Here is a 16,918-nt window from a genome sequence, read left to right as displayed (position 1 = left end):
CAGCACCGTCGTCGCTATCAACCTCGCCACTTCCAGCAACGATTAATGGCTCAGGCCATATTTTTTGACTTTGTCGAACAGCGTGGTCTTGGCCATCCCCAGCTCCAGGCTGGCCTGGGTCAGGTTGCCACCGCTACGTTGCAGGGCATCCACCAGCAGGTTGCGTTCGAAGGCCTCCACTGCTTCGGCGAAGGTCAGGCCCTGGCTGCCGCTGCTGGCGCCAGACCGCTTGAAAGCCGGCAGGCCCAGGGCATAGCGCTCGGCGACGTTGCGCAGTTCGCGCACGTTGCCCGGCCAGTCGTGGCTCATCAGGTTCGACAGGGTCTGGTTGTCCAGCTCCGGCACCGTGCGGTCGAAGCGCAGGGACGATTGCTGGAGGAAGTGCTCGAACAGCTGCAGGATGTCTTCGCGGCGTTCGCGCAGCGGCGGCAGTTCCAGGGTCACCACGTTGAGGCGGTAATACAAGTCGCTGCGGAACTGCCCGGCCCGGCCCATTTCGTCCAGGTCGTATTTGGTGGCGGCGATGACCCGGCAGTCCACGGCCACGCTCTGGTTCGAGCCCAGGCGTTCGAGGGTGCGTTCCTGCAACACGCGCAGCAACTTGATCTGCAAGGGCAGGGGCATGCTTTCCACTTCATCGAGGAACAGCGTGCCGCCATCGGCGTGTTCGATCTTGCCGATCCGGCGTTTGCCGGCGCCGGTAAAGGCATTGGCCTCGTGGCCGAAAATCTCGCTTTCGAACAGGTTCTCCGGCAGGCCGCCGCAGTTCAGCGCGACGAATTGCTTGTCGTGGCGTCGACTGAAGTCATGCAGGCAGCGGGCGACCAATTCCTTGCCGGTGCCGGTTTCGCCTTCGATCAGCACGTTGGCCGAGGTGTCGGCGACGTTGGCGATCAGCGCGCGCAGGTGCTGCATGGCCGGTGAGCGGCCAATGATCCGGCCTTCCAGGGAATCGCGTTCGGCCAGTTGCCGACGCAGCGAGAAAACCTCACGGGCCAGGCTGCGCTGTTCCAGGGCGCGGCGGGCGACGTCTACCAGGCGTTCGGGGGAGAAGGGTTTCTCCATGAAGTCATACGCGCCTTTTTGCATGGCGCCGACGGCCATGGAGATGTCGCCATGCCCGGTGATCAACACCACCGGCAGGCTGCGGTCCCGCGCCTTGAGGCGGGTCAGCAGCTCCAGGCCATCGATGCCCGGCAGGCGAATGTCGCTGATGACGATGCCGGCGAAGTTATCGTCGACGCGCTCCAGGGCTTCTTCGGCGCTGCCCACGCCGATGCAGGGAATGTCTTCCAGGCTCAAGGCCTGCTGGCAGCCCAGCAGGACATGGGGGTCGTCTTCGACGATCAGTACACTCAGGTCGTTGTTCATAGCGGCTCGGCAGGTAAAAGGCTTACCAACGGTAAACTGAGGACAAACGTGGTCCCACCGCCCTCAACCGGGTGCTCGACGCCCAGGTATCCACCCGTGGCGGCGGCCAGGCTGGCGGAGAGCGTCAGGCCCAGGCCCAGGCCCTGTTCGCCGGGTTTGGTGGTGAAGAAGGGCTCGAACAGATGCTTGCGTGCTTCCGGATCAATGCCATGGCCGTTATCCCGCACGCGCAGGCGATATTTGCCGTCGCCGGCCTGGCCTTCGAGCCACAGCTGCGGCTCGGGTTGGCTCTGCATGGCGTCCAGGGCGTTGCCGATCAGGTTCACCAGGATCTGCTCCAGGCGTGTCTGGTCGATTTGTACCTGGACGTCGTTGAAACTGGCATGAACCTGGATATTCAGGCTTTCAAGGCGAGCGCCCAGCAGTTGCAGCGCGGCCTCGACGCCCTTGCCGAGGCTGGCCTGGCCCTGGTCGTCCCCACGTCGGGCAAAGGAGCGCAGGCTGGCGGTGATCCGGCCCATGCGGTCGATCAATTCGTTGATGGTCTTGAGGTTGGTGCTGGCGATATCCAGCTGGCCGCGCTCCATGAAGCGCACGGTATTGCCGGACAAGGTGCGCAGCGCCGCCAGCGGCTGGTTGAGTTCATGGGCGATGCTGGTGGACATCTGGCCGATGGCGGCCAGTTTCCCGGCCTGTACCAGTTCGTCCTGGGCCCGGCGCAAGGTCTCTTCGGCCTGCCGTCGTTCGCGGATCTGGCCCTTGAGCCGTTCGTTGCTGGCCCGCAGGTCGGTGGTGCGTTCGGTAATCCGACGCTCGAGTTGATTGTTGGCTTGCTGCAAGGCTTCGCGGGCGGCGAGGCGGGTGGCGATGACCTTGCGCCGCTCGTTCCAGGCGATCAGCAGGAACGCCACCAGGGCAAAGGCCACGGCCACCAGGATGCCTTGGTTGATCGCTTGGCGGCGCAGGTCTTCAAGTGGGGTCAGCAGGGTGAAATTCCACGGCGTGTCGCTCAACGGCCGGGTCTGTGACAAGTAGCTGATGGCGCGCTCGTCGGACGCCAGCTCGGTGTTGGCCGGAAAGGTCAGCTTCTCCATGCCTTCGGCCAGCCGTTCCCGCGCCAGGGGCACCAGTTCATTCAGCGGGAACCAATAATACTGCAGGCTACGGGCCAGGCGTTCCTTGGTTTCGTCGCTCAGGGGGCGCACGGACTTGAGCCGTCGCGCCGGGTCGCTGGACAAAATGATGATGCCGTTCTCGTCGCTGACGAAGGCTTCCAGGCGCGCGCGCTGCCAGCGTTCTTCCATGGCTTCGAGGCGCACCTTGACCACGGCGACGCCGATGATCTTGCCCTGTTGTTCCAGGCCATGGGCCAGGTAGTAGCCGGGTTCGCCGTTGGTGCTGCCGATGCCGTAGAAGCGCCCCGGCTGGCCACGTACGGCGTTCTGGAAGTAGGCGCGGAAGGACAGGTCTTCACCCAGGTAACTGTCGACGTCGCGCCAGTTGCTGGTGGCCATGACCCGACCGGTGGTGTCCATGACATAGATGGCCCGGCTGCGGCTGCGCCGGTTCAGGCCTTCGAGGTATTCGTTGACGGTCCTGCGATGCTCGGGCGTCGGGTCGTCGAGCAATTGCGAGACGCTGGATTCAAGCTCCAGCAGGCTGGGTAGGTAGGTGTACTTGCTGATCTCGCTTTCGACCGCGCGGGCATGCAGCTCCAACTGACGCTCGCCGTTTTCGGCGAGGCCGCGAACGCCGTAGTGCTCACTGATCCAGAAGCCGAGATAACCCAGGCCGATCATCAGGGCAATGACCAGCGGTGGCAGGAACAGATGGCGGATCAGACGAGGCTTCACGGCAAGTGATGGCGGCGCGGCGCGATAGAGGGTGGGGTCGCATTTCATCACAGAAGCCTTGGGTCAACCACAACACAAATCTACAAGCCAACACTGGATCCTTGTGGGAGCGAGCTTGCTCGCGATGACTGCTTACCGGCCGACAATAATGTTGACTGACAGTCTGCTATCGCGAGCAAGCTCGCTCCCACAGGATTGGAACGGTGTTGTTTAGTGCTGCAGGATTTTCTCAAGGAAATGCTGCGCACGTTCGGAGCGGGCGCTGATGTCGCCGAAGAACTCTTCCTTCTTGCAGTCTTCGATGATCTGGCCCTGGTCCATGAAGATCACCCGGTTCGCCACTTTGCGGGCGAAGCCCATTTCGTGGGTCACGCACATCATGGTCATGCCCTCGTGGGCCAGTTGCACCATCACGTCGAGCACTTCGTTGACCATTTCCGGGTCAAGGGCCGAGGTCGGTTCGTCGAACAGCATCACCACCGGGTCCATCGCCAGGGCCCGGGCAATCGCCACGCGCTGTTGCTGGCCGCCGGAGAGTTGGCCCGGGTGCTTGTGGGCATGGGCCGAGAGGCCGACCCGCTCAAGCAGTTGCAGGCCTTTCTTGGTGGCTTCTTCCTTGCTGCGGCCCAGCACCTTGATCTGCGCGATGGTCAGGTTTTCGGTGATGGTCAGGTGCGGGAACAGTTCGAAGTGCTGGAACACCATGCCCACGCGCGAGCGCAGTTTCGGCAGGTTGGTCTTCGGGTCGGCGATGGAGGTGCCATCGACGATCACGTCGCCTTTCTGGAACGGCTCCAGGGCGTTCACGCACTTGATCAGCGTGGACTTGCCCGAACCGGACGGGCCGCACACCACCACGACTTCACCCTTGCTGACCTCGGTGCTGCAATTGGTCAGTACCTGGAAGTCCCCATACCACTTGTTGATATTCTTGATAGAGATCATACGGCGAACCTTTTTTGCAGACGCTTGACCAGCAGCGAGGCGGCAAAGCTGATTGTGAAGTACACGAGACCTGCGATGATCAGGAACTCATTGGAGCGGCCGATGATGTCGCCATTGGCCCGCGAAGCATTGAGGAAGTCCACCAGGCCGACGGTGTAGACCAGCGAGGTGTCCTGAAACAGGATGATGCTCTGCTGCAGCAGCAGCGGGGTCATCTTGCGAAACGCTTGGGGCAGGATGATCAGGCGCATGGTCTGGCCATAATTCATGCCCAGTGCCTGGGCGGCACCCATCTGGCCCTTGGCGATCGACTGCACGCCGGCTCGCACGATTTCGCAGAAGTACGCCGCTTCGAACATCATGAACGCCACGACGCAAGAGCCGAACGCGCCGATGGGGGTGTCTTCGCCAGTGATCCAGCGCAGCACGAACGGCACCGCCAGGTAGAACCAGGTGATCACCAGCAGCAGTGGGATCGAGCGGAAGTAATTGACGTAGGCGCCGGCGATGTTGGAGATCAGCTTGTTATGGGACAGGCGCATGAGGGCCAGGATCGTCCCCAGGATGACCCCGCCGACGACGCCGAGCACCATCAGCTGAAGGGTCATCAGCATGCCGTTCCACAAGCCGGGAATGGCCGGGATGATGCCAGTGAAATCGAATTCCATTATTTACCCCCCACGGAGATCAGGCCGGGCACCGCGACTTTCTTCTCGACCATGCGCATCAGCAGCATCAGGCTCATGTTCAGGGTGAAGTAGATCAACGTCGCCAGGGTAAAGGCTTCGAACAGGTTGGCGGAGAACTCGGCGGTCTGTTTGGTCTGCGCGAGCAGCTCCATCAGGCCGATCAGCGAGGCCACGGAGGAGTTCTTGAAGACGTTGAGGAATTCCGAGGTAAGCGGCGGAATAATAATCCGGTAAGCCTGGGGCAGCAGCACGTTCCAGTAGATCTGCGGCAGCTTGAAACCCATGGCGCGGGCGGCGGATTCCTGGCCGCGTGGCAGCGCCTGGATACCGGTGCGTACCTGTTCGCAGACGCGGGCGGCGGTGAACAGGCCCAGGCACACGACGACGCTCAGATAAGCAGAGGTGGTCGGGTTCAGGTCTTGTTTGTACCACTCCTGCAAATCTGGAGGCAGCAGATCGGGCACCAGGAAGTACCAGATGAACAGCTGAACCAGCAGCGGCACGTTACGGAAGAGTTCCACGTAGCACGTGGCGATACCCGATACCAGCCGGTTCGGCACGGTGCGCATCACACCCAGAATCGAGCCCAGCAGCAGGGCGATGATCCAGGCCACGACGGCGATGGCGATGGTCCAGCCCAGGCCGGCTACGTACCAGTCGAGATAAATCTCGCTGCCCACGCCGGTGGACTTGAAGAACACGCCCCAGTCCCAGTTGTAATTCATTAGGGTCTCCCCTCAGATCGATCGATATACAAATGCCCGCCTGGGGAAGCTCCGTTCCCGCCCGACTTGGAGGTCAGGCACACACGATCGGCTCGACTGCCACCGGTTCGAGTGTTTCCAAATTTGCCAGCAGGGAGTGACCATCCCCTGAAAGGGCCGGGCCCCTTCAGGAGATAAGGTTAGTCAGAAATCAGGATTTCTTGTCGTCAGCCGCTTTGTCGGTCGGTTTGGCGATCAGTGCCTTGAGCTCTTCGCTCATCGGGAAGTTCAGGTTCAGGCCTTTCGGCGGGATTGGCTGCATGAACCATTTTTCGTAGATCTTGTTGATCTCGCCCGAAGCGTAGGTGGCCTTGATGGCGTCATCCACAGCCTTTTTGAACGGCTCGTCGCCCTTGCGCATCATGCAGCCGTAGATTTCATACGACTGTGGAGTACCGGTCACGGCCCAGTCGTCGGCTTTCTTGGCCTTGGCGGCTTCACCGGCCAGCAGGGCGTCGTCCATCATGAAGGCAACCGCGCGGCCGCCTTCGAGCATCTGGAAGGATTCGCCGTGGTCTTTGGCGGAGATGACGTTCATGCCCATTTGCTTGTCGGCGTTCATGGACTTGAGCAGGCGTTCGGACGTGGTGCCAGCGGTGGTCACGACGTTCTTGCCTTTGAGGTCATCGAAATCCTTGTACTTGGAATCTTTCTTGGTCAGCAGCTTGGTGCCGATCTCGAAGATGCCAACGGAGAAGTCAACTTGCTGCTGACGCTCGACGTTGTTGGTGGTGGAGCCGCATTCCAGGTCGACGGTGCCGTTCTGCACCAGCGGGATACGGGTTTGCGAGGTGACCAGGTTGTATTTGACCTGCAGGTTCGGCATGTCCAGGTCTTTCTTGATCGCTTCGACGACTTTCAGCTGGATATCGTGGGAGTAGCCGACCGGCTTGCCGGAAGCGTCCGCGATATAGGAAAACGGAATGGAAGCGTCGCGATGCCCAAGCGTGATAACGCCGGACTCTTTGATCTTTTTCAACGTGCCGGTCAGTTCGGCTGCGAAAACCGGAGTGCTGATCAGAGCGGCAGCAATGGCTGCGCCCAGGAGATGGGGAACGATGCGCATCTATATTTCCTCGACATTGTTTTTCTTATTTAGCCGGTTCGTCGGCCCTTGAGTGCTTCAAATGCCTGCAGCTCCTGTTGTGTTGGCGTACAGGGCATTCGTCTCCAGGAGTGTAGAGCATGACTCGTGCCAGGCCAGGGCTATCTAGTTAATCAATTGTTTTTAAAGGAAATTAATGTTTTGTTTCAGGGTTTTTGGCGACCTGATCATCCGGTTAGCCGAATTGACTGGTGGGTCGCGTTCGGAAAACCGAATGCCTTGAACCTGCCCCGAGCTATTGTGGGAGCGAGCTTGCTCGCGATAGCGGTGTGTCAGTCGCCATAGATGTTGGATGTGCCGGTCTCATCGCGAGCAAGCTCGCTCCCACAGGGGGCATCGGTGGACGCCAGATAGCAAAAAGCCCCTGAATCGCTGGATTCAGGGGCTTTGAGTTTGCGGGATATCCGTCAGGCTGCTTCGATCTTGCGCCGGTTGTGCTCAACCTTGTTCAGGTACTGCTGCAGCTTTTCCTGTTCGGCTGGGGTAGTGAACAGGCCCAGCTTACTGCGGCGCCATAGGATGTCCTGGGCGTCGATGGCCCATTCGTCGCTGCACAGGTAGTCGACTTCCCGAGTGTACAGGCCTGCACCGAGGTGTTCGCCCAGGTCGCCGAGGTTGTGCACGCCTTCAAGCATGCGCCAGGTGCGGCTACCGTAGGTGGTGGCCCAACGGCGGGCGATGTCGGTGGGCAGCCAGTCGAACTTGTCACGCAACGCCGAGCACAGCGCTTGCGGGGTGGTCATGTTTTCGCCGCCGGGGAGGGCCTCTACGGCTGTCCAGCTTCCGCGCATCTGCGTGAAGTAGGGAGCCAGTTGCGCCATCGCCGATTCGGCCAGTTTGCGGTAGGTGGTCAGCTTGCCGCCGAACACCGACAGCAAGGGCGCTTCTTCGCCGCCGCCCGAAAGCGCCAGGGTGTAGTCCCGGGTGACGGCAGACGGGTTGTCGGATTCGTCGTTGCACAGCGGACGCACACCGGAATAGCTGTGCAGGATGTCTTCGCGGCTGATCTGCTTCTTGAAGTGCGCGTTGACCACTTTCAACAGGTAATCAGTTTCACCTTCGGTAATCGACACCTTGGCCGGGTCACCGGTGTATTCCCGATCGGTTGTGCCGATCAGGGTGAACTGGTTCAGGTACGGAATAGTGAACACGATGCGCTGGTCTTCATTCTGAAGAATGTGCGCGCGTGCTCGCCTTCGTAGAGTTTTCGGCACGATCAGGTGGCTGCCCTGGATCAAGCGGATGCCGTAAGGCGACTCCATCTTCAGGTCATCGCGAATGAACTTGGCAACCCACGGGCCAGCGGCGTTCACCAGCGCTTTGGCGCGGATCGAAAACAGGCTGCCGTCGGCACGTTCCAGGTGCAAATGCCACAAGCCTTTGCTGCGGCGGGCGTTCACGCAGCGCGTACGGGTGTGGACATGAGCGCCTTTTTCCCGGGCCGCCATGGCGTTGAGCACCACCAGCCGTGCGTCATCGACCCAGCAGTCGGAGTATTCGAAGCCCTTGGTGATCTCGCTTTTCAGCGCGCTGTCAGCACCGAACTTCAAACTTTTGGAGCCTGCGAGCTGCTCGCGTTTGCCCAAGTGATCGTAGAGGAACAGACCCGCGCGAATCATCCAGGCCGGACGCAGGTGCGGGCGGTGGGGCAACACGAAGCGCATCTGCTTGACGATGTGCGGGGCCTTGGTCAGCAGCACTTCACGCTCGGCCAGCGCTTCGCGCACCAGCGGAATTCGTAATGTTCGAGGTAGCGCAGGCCGCCGTGGATCAGCTTGCTGCTGGCCGACGACGTATGGCTGGCCAAGTCGTCCTTTTCGCAAAGGAACACCGAAAGACCGCGACCGGCAGCGTCCGCGGCAATCCCCACGCCATTGATACCGCCGCCAATGACGGCGACGTCATAGATCTCGGCAAGAGGGGGCGTAGGCAAGGTAGAAGTGGGCATCGGCTGGCCTCGGGTTCTTTTCGTAATATTTGAATTCGAACATAAATGTTCATTTGCGAAAATACTAGCCCATAAGCACAGCAACAGCCAGCTAACTTCGATTGAAAATACTGATCAAAGGAAGCTGAAAGGAAAATTTTCGAACAAAAAAGTTATTGGCGAGTGCGTTTGTGGCGAGGGAGCTTGCTCCCGCTCGGCTGCGAAGCAGTCGTAAACCGGCTGGGGCGTGTGCCTGAAACATCGCGGCAGCTCATTTGGGGCGGCTTCGCCACCCAGCGGGAGCAAGCTCCCCGCCACAGGGGCTTGGATGCAGTCAGACCACTTCCAGCCGAATTTTGTGCTGGCTCAGTAGCTGCGCCAGGGCTGGCACCGGTTGCTGGTCGGTCACCAGGCAGTCGATCAGGCTGATAGGGCCCAGGCGAACCATGGCGTTGCGTCCGAATTTGCTGGAGTCCGCCGCCAGCAGTACTTGCCGGGCGTTGGTGATGATCGCCTGGGAGACGCGCACTTCCTGGTAGTCGAAATCCAGCAGGCTGCCGTCCTCATCGATACCGCTAATGCCCACCAGGGCGAAGTCAACCTTGAACTGGTTGATGAAGTCGACGCTGGCCTGGCCCACCACTCCGCCGTCACGGCGTACGTTGCCACCGGCGATCAGCACTTCGAAGTCGTCCTTGGCGCTGAGGATCGAAGCCACGTGCAGGTTATTGGTGATGACCTTGAGATGGTTGTGGTTGAGCAGCGCCCGGGCGATGGATTCGGTGGTGGTGCCGATGTTGATGAACAGCGAGGCGTGATCGGGGATCTGGGCGGCGATGGCTTCGGCGATGCGTTGCTTCTCGTCGCGCATCTGGTCGGCGCGCATGGCGTAGGCAGTGTTTTCCACGCTTGAGTCGTAGGCGGCGCCGCCATGGTAGCGGCGCAGCAGGTTCACTTCCGCCAGTTGATTGATGTCACGGCGGATGGTTTGCGGGGTGACGACGAATAACTGCGCCATTTCCTCGATGCTGACATAGCCGCGTTCACGGACCAGCTCGAGGATTTGCTGCTGACGGGGAGGCAGATTCATGGGGCTTCCTTTGGGCTGCCATACAAAATTTGCCCATGATGCCGCAGGAATCCACTCCCGACCAGTTTCAGACCCTTACGGTGTGTTATTCAGCGTCTTCGTGGGGTTCCCAATCGCGGGTGCGACTGACCGCTTTTTTCCAACCGGCGTAGAGTTTTTCCTTCGCCTGTTCGTCCAGTTGCGGTTCGAATTCGCGCTCGATCACCGCTTTGCCGCGCAGTTCCTCCAGGCTACCCCAGAAGCCGCACGCCAAACCGGCCAAGTAGGCAGCACCCAAAGCCGTGGTTTCACGCATTTTCGGACGTTCGACCTGGGTGCCCAGGATGTCGGCCTGGAACTGCATCAGAAAGTTGTTCGCCACCGCGCCGCCGTCGACGCGCAGCGACTTGAGGCGTTCCCCCGAATCCTGCTGCATGGCGTCGAGTACGTCGCGAGTCTGGTAGGCAATCGACTCCAGCGCTGCGCGAATGATGTGATCGACACGAACGCCGCGGGTCAGGCCAAACAACGCGCCACGGGCGTAGGGATCCCAGTACGGCGCGCCCAGACCGGTGAAGGCGGGCACCAGGTAGACGCCGTTGCTGTCCTTGACCTTGTTGGCGAAGTATTCGGTATCCAGTGCGTCGTTGATGATTTTCAGTTCATCGCGCAACCACTGCACCGTGGAGCCGCCATTGAACACCGCGCCCTCCAGGGCGTAGGCCACTTCGCCACGCGGGCCGCAGGCGATGGTGGTGAGCATGCCGTGATTGGATTTGACCGCCTTGTCGCCGGTGTTCATCAACAGGAAGCAGCCGGTGCCGTAGGTGTTCTTCGCCTGGCCGGGCTCCACGCACATCTGGCCGAAAAGGGCGGCCTGCTGGTCGCCGGCAATCCCGCCGATGGCAATACCGCTTTTGGTCCGGCCATAGATTTCCGAGGAAGATTTCACTTCCGGCAACATTTCCCGGGGGATGTCGAGAATGTCGAGCATCTTCGCGTCCCACTCCAGCGAGTGGATGTTGAAGAGCATGGTGCGCGAGGCGTTGGTGTAGTCGGTGACGTGGACCTTGCCGCCGGTAAATTTCCAGATCAGCCAGCTGTCGACGGTGCCGAACAGCAGTTCACCGTTGCGGGCCCGTTCGCGGCTGCCTTCGACGTTGTCCAGGATCCACTTGAGCTTGGTGCCGGAGAAGTACGGGTCGGTGACCAGGCCTGTGGTTGCGCTGATGTACTGCTCGTGGCCGTCGCGCTTGAGCTGCTGGCAGATCTCAGTGCTGCGCCGGCATTGCCAGACGATAGCGTTGTAGATCGGCCGGCCGGTGGTCTTGTCCCAGACCACGGTGGTTTCACGCTGGTTGGTGATGCCGATGGCGGCGACCTGATCATGGTGCAGCCCGGCCTGGGCCAGGGCTTCGACCATCACGGCGCTTTGGGTGGCGAAAATTTCCATCGGGTCGTGTTCGACCCAGCCGGCCTGCGGATAATGTTGGGCGAATTCGCGTTGGGCAGTGCAGACCACGTTGGCGTCACGGTCGAAAATGATCGCGCGTGAGCTGGTCGTACCCTGGTCGAGGGCAATGATGTAGTTCTTGTTCTGGATGTCGGTCATGTCGATTGCCTCGGGTCTTTCATAAAGGGAGACGTAAATAGGAAAGAAGCCACGGCGCAGGCTCTAATGGCAGGAACCTGCGCCGACTGTTTCAGGACGTTCTGGGCTTGCCGTCAATGGCCGGTTTTGCATCCTTTGTAACCGTTATGGCGCTGGGCAGATGACGGGCAATCAGCCCGCGATAGGCGGCAGCACCGAGGCACGCACCCAAGATCGGTGCAAAAATCGGAACCAGGAAGTACGGAATGTCGCGTCCACCCGTGAGGGAAATTTCACCCCAGCCAGCGAAGAAAGTCATCAGTTTAGGGCCGAAGTCCCGTGCCGGGTTCATCGCGAAGCCTGTCAGTGGCCCCATGGAGCTGCCGATCACTGCAATCAGCAAGCCGATCAGCAGCGGCGCCAGGGGGCCGCGAGGCAGGCCATTGTTGTCATCGGTCAACGACATGATCACGCCCATCAGAATCGCGGTGATGATCGTCTCCACCACGAAAGCCTGACCGGTGGACAGTGCCGCGTGCGGATAGGTCGAGAACACCGAGGCCAGTTCGAGGCTGGCTTCGGTGCCACGAATCATGTGCCGGGACTGTTCGAAATCGAAGAATAGATTGCTATACAGCGTGTAGACCAGCAGCGCACCGCAGAAGGCGCCGGCCACTTGGCTGAGCATATAGAACGGTAGTTTGCGCTTCTCGAAGTCGGTGAACATGCACAGGGCGATGCTGACGGCGGGATTCAGGTGGGCGCCGGAAATACCCGCGCTGAGATAGATCGCCATGCTGACGCCGACGCCCCAGATGATGCTGATTTCCCATAGGCCGAAACTCGCACCCGCGACCTTGAGCGCCGCAACGCAACCAGTGCCGAAAAAAATCAGCAGGGCCGTGCCGAGGAACTCGGCCAGGCATTGGCTGGAAAGAGAGGGCTGTTGTAAAGCAATGGTCATTCAAACCTCGGTTTTTGTTGTTGTCTGGCGCGTTCGATAAACAGCTCGATAGCGCGTTTTCGCCGAGGCAGGATCCTCATCCTGAGCTCGGGGTGTTGTTTGAGACATGAGTTTTTGCTTTCAGTTTCGAAAAAATATAGACAAGAAACGCTGGTGTCAAAGGTCGAAAGTGAACCATCGGTCACATTTCTACTATTCGTGGCATGAATGACGCTTTCGGCGATATCGGCTCGGCAGTGCTGACAGCGCAGTCCGGGCCTTTTTGCCTGCCGATCGCTTAGAATCGGGCTCACTCTTTTTGATTTCCTTAACAGGAGCAGTCATGACACCCGCGTTGGATCTGCTTAAGAAAGTGCGTGCCGAACATCGCATCCACAGTTACGAACACGATCCCAAGGCAGCCTCCTATGGACTGGAAGCGGCCGAAAAGCTCGGGTTGGATCCGGCGCAGGTATTCAAGACGCTGCTGGCGGCCAGCGAAAAAGGTGAGTTGTTGGTGGCGGTGGTGCCCGTGGCCGGGAGCCTGGATTTGAAAGGCCTGGCCCATGCCGCTGGTGTGAAGAAGGTCGAGATGGCTGACCCGGCCGCCGCGCAACGCTCGACCGGTTACTTGCTCGGCGGTATCAGCCCACTGGGGCAGAAGAAGCGTCTGCGCACGTTTATCGACAGTTGCGCGCTGCCGCTGGCCAGCATGTTTGTCAGTGCAGGACGGCGTGGGTTGGAGGTAGAGCTGGCGCCTTCGGTCCTGGCGGAGCATACCGGGGCGACGTTTGCTAACATCGGGCGTGCTTGAAAGAGTCGGGTGGCGGCTTCGCAGGCACTCGGGAACAAGCTCCCTCGCCACACCGATGCAGGGCTTGAGCTTTAGTGGGTATCCGAACTTTCGCCCAGGGCTGTCGGGTGAAAATTCAGTGGATCTGTCACTGGAAAATCAGTGTCTTGGCGCCTCATGCTCGCACATCAATAAAAAGGAGAAGTGCCATGCAGCTCGCGTTTCATCAAGTCGATGCGTTCAGTGATAGACCGTTTGGCGGTAATTCAGCCATGGTCTATCGGCTCGACGCCTGGCTGGCCGATGACTTGATGCAAAAAATCGCCGCCGAACACAACCTGGCGGAAACCGCCTTTCTGGTACGCGAAGGCCAGTATTGGCATATCCGCTGGTTCACTCCCACCACTGAAGTTCCGTTATGTGGGCATGCCACGTTGGCCAGTGCCTATGTGCTGTTCGAGGTCTACCACGAAACCGCCGAGCGCCTGGATTTCACTTGCCGGTCTGGTCCTTTGAGCGTCAGTCGCGAAGGCGGTAGGTTGTGGTTGGACTTTCCCACCGTGGTGCCTAGCGAGTTGGGTGCGTCCCTGGCCGTGCAGAGTGCCCTGGGGGTCGAGGCGGTGGACGTATTGAGTTCGAACGTATTGTTCGTGGTGCTGGAGTCGGAGCAGGCGGTGCTCGACTGCAAACCCGACATGGCGGCCCTGGCGAAACTGCCGTGGCCGGGCGCTATCGTGACCGCGCCGGGGAGCAAGCATGATTTTGTCTCGCGCTATTTTGCCCCGGCGATTGGCATCAACGAAGACCCGGTGACCGGCTCGACCCATTGCAGCCTGATTCCGTACTGGTCCAAGCGCTTGGGTAAACATGGGCTGACGGCTTATCAGTGCTCGGCCAGGGGCGGCGCGCTGTTCTGTCGGTTGGAAGGTGAGCGGGTGAAGATCGGCGGGGATGCGACGTTGGTGGCCAGTGGGACGTTGATGCTGGGCTGACACCAGTCCCGGTGCACATGCACCCTGTGGCGAGGGAGCAAGCTCCCTCGCCACAAAAGCGAGTATCCAAGCGCTAGCTGGCGGTGCTGTAGCGCCGCACTCCGCTTTCCACCGGCGGTAGGTGCGCCGCCGTGCTGCCCGAGGCCTGGAACAGCACTAGGTGTTCAGCCGCTACCCGGATGCCGACCTGGGCCCCGACCTGATGGTCGGCATGGCTGGGGAAGATCGATTCCAGTTGCGCGCCCGTCGGCAGTTGCAGGCGATACAAGGTCGAGGCGCCCAGGAACGTCTTGCCGACGATGTGGGCCGTGAGCGGGCTGTCCGGTGCATAGACGATATCGTCCGGCCGCAACAACACATCCACCGCGCCGCCAATCGGCCAGGTATAGGCTCGGTTGCCCCGCAGGATACCCAGCTCGGTCTGCACCGATTCCGGGCTGTCCAATTGGCCACGAATGAAGTAACCCTGGCCAATGAAACTGGCGACGAAGGGTGTCAGCGGTTCGTGATACAGGTTGTAGGGCGTATCCCACTGTTCCAGTCGACCTTCCTTGAACACACCGACATGATCACTCACGGCGAAGGCTTCTTCCTGATCGTGGGTGACCAGGATCGCGCTGGTGCCGCGGGCCTTGAGAATGTCTCGCACCTCATGGCTGAGCTTGCGTCGCAGCTCGCCGTCGAGATTGGAGAATGGCTCGTCAAGCAACAGCAATTGTGGCTCTGGCGCCAGTGCGCGGGCCAGTGCCACGCGCTGTTGCTGGCCACCGGACAGTTCATGGGGAAAGCGCTTGCCCAGGTTTTTCAGATTGACCAGGTCCAGCAGCTCTTCGACGACGCGATCCTTGTGTGGATGCTTGCGGATGCCGAAGGCAATGTTCTCGGCCACGCTCAGGTGGGGGAACAGCGCATAGTCCTGGAACACCATGCCGATGCGGCGTTTTTCCGGGGCGAGGGTGAAGCCTGGGCGGGAGATGGTTTCCCCGGCCAGTTGAATCTCACCTTCGTGCACCGGCTCGAAGCCGGCGATGGCGCGCAACGTCGTGGTCTTGCCGCACCCGGACGACCCGAGCAAGCAGCCGATATCGCCGGCATTGAGGTGCAGGTTGAGGTTCTGGACGACCCGCTGGTTCTGGTAACCGCAGGCCAGGTTGTGCAGATTCAGTAGCAGCGGATGGCTCATGCGTGGTGGTACGCCGGCTCGACCAGGAACTCGAGCAGGGCCTTTTGCGCATGCAGACGATTTTCTGCCTGGTCCCATGCCACCGAACGTGGGTCGTCCAGCAGATCGACGCTGATTTCCTCGCCACGGTGGGCTGGCAGGCAGTGCATGAACAGCACTTCGGCATCCGCCAGGTCGAGCAGGGCCCGGTTGACCTGGAATGGCGCGAACAGCTTGAGGCGCTTGGCGGTTTCTTCTTCCTGGCCCATGGAGGTCCAGACGTCGGTGCTCACCAGGTGTGCGCCGGCCATGGCTTGTTTCGGGTCGCGCACGATGGTCACCCGATCCCCGGCCCTGGCAACCAGCTCGGCGTTCGGGTCGTAGCCTTCGGGGCAGGCGATGCGCAGTTGGAAGTCGAATTGTATCGAGGCTTCTATGTAGCTATTGCACATGTTGTTGCCATCGCCGATCCAGGTCACGGTCTTGCCCTGGATCGAGCCGCGGTGTTCGAGGAAGGTCTGCATGTCGGCCAGCAACTGGCAGGGGTGCAGGTCATCGGACAGGCCGTTGATCACCGGCACGCGGGAATGGGCCGCGAACTCGGTCAGGGTGCTGTGGGCGAAGGTACGGATCATCACGGCGTCGAGCATGCTCGACATGACGATGGCGCAATCGCCGATCGGTTCGCCACGGCCCAGTTGGGTGTCGCGCGGCGACAGGAAGATCGCCTGGCCGCCGAGCTGGATCATGCCGGCTTCGAAAGAGATACGGGTGCGGGTCGATGACTTCTCGAAGATCATCCCCAGCACGCGGTTTTTCAAGGGCTCGAACAGTACGCCGCGGTTACGCAGGTCCTTGAGCTCCACGCCTCGACGGATCACGCCGAGCAACTCATCGGGCGTGAAATCCATCAGGGAGAGAAAGTGCCTTGCGCTCATGATTGACTACCTTTTGTAACTGACCGCAGATACTCAAAGCCTTGTTTATTCAAAAAACGGGCGAGACCTGCGGCAAAAGCCGCACGGGGCGACGAAATAGGGGAAGGCGCGATCTTATAAGGAAATGTCGCGTCTTACCAATAGGGCTACGGTTTTTGGGGATTTCAGCGAGGCCATCACAGGTCTGTGATGGCATGTATGAAGCCGGTTTCCTGACAGCAGCACCCCATTTGTACACTGGCGTTGCTTGGCTTGGCAATCAAGCAAGGCGGGCTCGACGTGGTTGAAGGTCGTTTGTGAGCCCATATTCCGGGGCTTCGCCGGTCTGTTGTCAGACGTGAAACATTTCCTATTGCAAGGGGCTGGGTTATAAATGAGCTTCTAGACGCAGGAGCCCCCGAAATGGATTCGAAAGAGCAACAATTGATGGAACTACTGGGGCTGACGGCACGTTCCCTGACTCATCTGACCGCATCGGTGACGTCCATGTCATTCGAGTTGTTGCGCAGCGACGACGAGGTGACCAAGGCCGCCGGCCGCCGGATGATCGATCGCATGGCCACTATCAGCAACGGGCTCGACGAGCATTGGCGCCTCATCGGGGAGCTGACGGGCGTGCCCATCGCCCAGGAGCAGGTGGAAACCGTCGAAGAAATCCAGCTGTTGGCGCCGCCTTCCGAGCAGCCTTGACGCCACTTCATCGGCGGGCCTGATGCCCGGCAATTCACAGGACGAACGTCGCTGGCAAAGGGGCCGGTCACGCGCCATAGTTTTCT

At 60.3% G+C, this 16,918-nt stretch carries 14 protein-coding genes and 1 pseudogene; 3 read left to right on the top strand and 12 right to left on the bottom strand.

Annotated features, from left to right (window positions below):
• Nucleotides 1-42: 42 nt before the first annotated feature.
• The 10 genes and pseudogenes from CD58_RS22445 to CD58_RS22400 form a co-directional block, all read right to left on the bottom strand.
• On the bottom strand, nt 43-1,371 hold the full coding sequence (locus CD58_RS22445) for a sigma-54-dependent transcriptional regulator (protein ID WP_025215196.1): 1,329 nt from the start codon (nt 1,369-1,371) through the stop codon (nt 43-45).
• On the bottom strand, nt 1,368-3,272 hold the full coding sequence (locus CD58_RS22440) for a sensor histidine kinase (protein ID WP_025215195.1): 1,905 nt from the start codon (nt 3,270-3,272) through the stop codon (nt 1,368-1,370). The genes CD58_RS22445 and CD58_RS22440 overlap by 4 nt, the downstream gene beginning before the upstream one ends.
• Before the next feature lie 162 nt (nt 3,273-3,434).
• Nucleotides 3,435-4,169, bottom strand: a complete 735-nt coding sequence (locus CD58_RS22435; RefSeq protein WP_025215194.1) for an amino acid ABC transporter ATP-binding protein — start codon at nt 4,167-4,169, stop codon at nt 3,435-3,437.
• Nucleotides 4,166-4,837, bottom strand: a complete 672-nt coding sequence (locus CD58_RS22430) for an amino acid ABC transporter permease (protein ID WP_025215193.1) — start codon at nt 4,835-4,837, stop codon at nt 4,166-4,168. Before CD58_RS22430 ends, CD58_RS22435 begins: the two co-directional genes overlap by 4 nt.
• Entirely contained in the window at nt 4,837-5,583 is a 747-nt protein-coding gene (locus tag CD58_RS22425; protein WP_025215192.1) for an amino acid ABC transporter permease, read from the bottom strand. The genes CD58_RS22430 and CD58_RS22425 overlap by 1 nt, the downstream gene beginning before the upstream one ends.
• A gap of 190 nt (nt 5,584-5,773) precedes the next feature.
• Nucleotides 5,774-6,688, bottom strand: a complete 915-nt coding sequence (locus tag CD58_RS22420; RefSeq protein ID WP_025215191.1) for a glutamate/aspartate ABC transporter substrate-binding protein — start codon at nt 6,686-6,688, stop codon at nt 5,774-5,776.
• A gap of 446 nt (nt 6,689-7,134) precedes the next feature.
• Nucleotides 7,135-8,675, bottom strand: a pseudogene (gene glpD / locus CD58_RS22415) (glycerol-3-phosphate dehydrogenase).
• A gap of 313 nt (nt 8,676-8,988) precedes the next feature.
• Nucleotides 8,989-9,744 carry a DeoR/GlpR family transcriptional regulator gene (locus CD58_RS22410; RefSeq protein WP_025215190.1) on the bottom strand — a complete coding sequence of 252 codons (756 nt, stop codon included), beginning with the start codon at nt 9,742-9,744 and terminating at the stop codon, nt 8,989-8,991.
• Between the two features lie 85 nt (nt 9,745-9,829).
• A complete protein-coding gene (gene glpK / locus CD58_RS22405; RefSeq protein WP_025215189.1) occupies nt 9,830-11,335 on the bottom strand; it encodes a glycerol kinase GlpK in 1,506 nt (501 codons plus the stop codon).
• A 91-nt stretch (nt 11,336-11,426) separates the two neighbouring features.
• Complete coding sequence (locus CD58_RS22400; RefSeq protein ID WP_025215188.1) at nt 11,427-12,278, bottom strand: MIP/aquaporin family protein; 852 nt, start codon at nt 12,276-12,278, stop codon at nt 11,427-11,429.
• A gap of 322 nt (nt 12,279-12,600) precedes the next feature.
• On the opposite strand from CD58_RS22400, the gene ybaK reads away from it, so the two are divergent.
• Together ybaK and CD58_RS22390 are read left to right on the top strand one after the other, a co-directional pair.
• Nucleotides 12,601-13,071, top strand: coding sequence for a Cys-tRNA(Pro) deacylase (gene ybaK / locus CD58_RS22395; protein ID WP_025215187.1), 471 nt, complete (start codon nt 12,601-12,603; stop codon nt 13,069-13,071).
• A 188-nt stretch (nt 13,072-13,259) separates the two neighbouring features.
• The gene (locus CD58_RS22390) at nt 13,260-14,042 is read left to right on the top strand and encodes a PhzF family phenazine biosynthesis protein (protein ID WP_025215186.1); all 783 of its coding nucleotides are present in this window, start codon (nt 13,260-13,262) and stop codon (nt 14,040-14,042) included.
• A 73-nt stretch (nt 14,043-14,115) separates the two neighbouring features.
• Here CD58_RS22390 and CD58_RS22385 read toward each other — a convergent pair whose 3' ends face one another.
• Nucleotides 14,116-15,225 (bottom strand): ABC transporter ATP-binding protein, encoded by a 1,110-nt coding sequence (locus CD58_RS22385; protein ID WP_025215185.1) that lies wholly within the window; start codon nt 15,223-15,225, stop codon nt 14,116-14,118.
• Entirely contained in the window at nt 15,222-16,142 is a 921-nt protein-coding gene (gene argF / locus CD58_RS22380) for an ornithine carbamoyltransferase (RefSeq protein WP_025215184.1), read from the bottom strand. Before argF ends, CD58_RS22385 begins: the two co-directional genes overlap by 4 nt.
• Before the next feature lie 402 nt (nt 16,143-16,544).
• Between argF and CD58_RS22375 the strand changes: the two genes are divergently transcribed.
• Nucleotides 16,545-16,832: a hypothetical protein gene (locus CD58_RS22375; protein ID WP_025215183.1), complete on the top strand. Its 288-nt coding sequence runs from the start codon at nt 16,545-16,547 to the stop codon at nt 16,830-16,832.
• Nucleotides 16,833-16,918 lie beyond the last annotated feature (86 nt).

This window comes from Pseudomonas brassicacearum (assembly GCF_000585995.1).
Classification (GTDB): domain Bacteria; phylum Pseudomonadota; class Gammaproteobacteria; order Pseudomonadales; family Pseudomonadaceae; genus Aquipseudomonas; species Aquipseudomonas brassicacearum_A.
The sequence above is the reverse complement of the archived record's forward strand: the minus strand, read 5'-3'. Positions and strand labels throughout refer to the sequence as shown.

What these genes read in the sequence shown, in the direction of transcription:
- CD58_RS22390 (WP_025215186.1), top strand. Translation starts at nt 13,260, where the DNA reads ATGCAGCTCGCGTTTCATCAAGTCGATGCGTTCAGTGATAGACCGTTT.
- CD58_RS22400 (WP_025215188.1), bottom strand. Translation starts at nt 12,278, where the DNA reads ATGACCATTGCTTTACAACAGCCCTCTCTTTCCAGCCAATGCCTGGCC.
- CD58_RS22375 (WP_025215183.1), top strand. Translation starts at nt 16,545, where the DNA reads ATGGATTCGAAAGAGCAACAATTGATGGAACTACTGGGGCTGACGGCA.
- CD58_RS22420 (WP_025215191.1), bottom strand. Translation starts at nt 6,688, where the DNA reads ATGCGCATCGTTCCCCATCTCCTGGGCGCAGCCATTGCTGCCGCTCTG.
- argF (WP_025215184.1), bottom strand. Translation starts at nt 16,142, where the DNA reads ATGAGCGCAAGGCACTTTCTCTCCCTGATGGATTTCACGCCCGATGAG.
- CD58_RS22425 (WP_025215192.1), bottom strand. Translation starts at nt 5,583, where the DNA reads ATGAATTACAACTGGGACTGGGGCGTGTTCTTCAAGTCCACCGGCGTG.
- CD58_RS22430 (WP_025215193.1), bottom strand. Translation starts at nt 4,837, where the DNA reads ATGGAATTCGATTTCACTGGCATCATCCCGGCCATTCCCGGCTTGTGG.
- CD58_RS22410 (WP_025215190.1), bottom strand. Translation starts at nt 9,744, where the DNA reads ATGAATCTGCCTCCCCGTCAGCAGCAAATCCTCGAGCTGGTCCGTGAA.
- CD58_RS22445 (WP_025215196.1), bottom strand. Translation starts at nt 1,371, where the DNA reads ATGAACAACGACCTGAGTGTACTGATCGTCGAAGACGACCCCCATGTC.
- glpK (WP_025215189.1), bottom strand. Translation starts at nt 11,335, where the DNA reads ATGACCGACATCCAGAACAAGAACTACATCATTGCCCTCGACCAGGGT.
- CD58_RS22385 (WP_025215185.1), bottom strand. Translation starts at nt 15,225, where the DNA reads ATGAGCCATCCGCTGCTACTGAATCTGCACAACCTGGCCTGCGGTTAC.
- CD58_RS22440 (WP_025215195.1), bottom strand. Translation starts at nt 3,272, where the DNA reads ATGAAATGCGACCCCACCCTCTATCGCGCCGCGCCGCCATCACTTGCC.
- CD58_RS22435 (WP_025215194.1), bottom strand. Translation starts at nt 4,169, where the DNA reads ATGATCTCTATCAAGAATATCAACAAGTGGTATGGGGACTTCCAGGTA.
- ybaK (WP_025215187.1), top strand. Translation starts at nt 12,601, where the DNA reads ATGACACCCGCGTTGGATCTGCTTAAGAAAGTGCGTGCCGAACATCGC.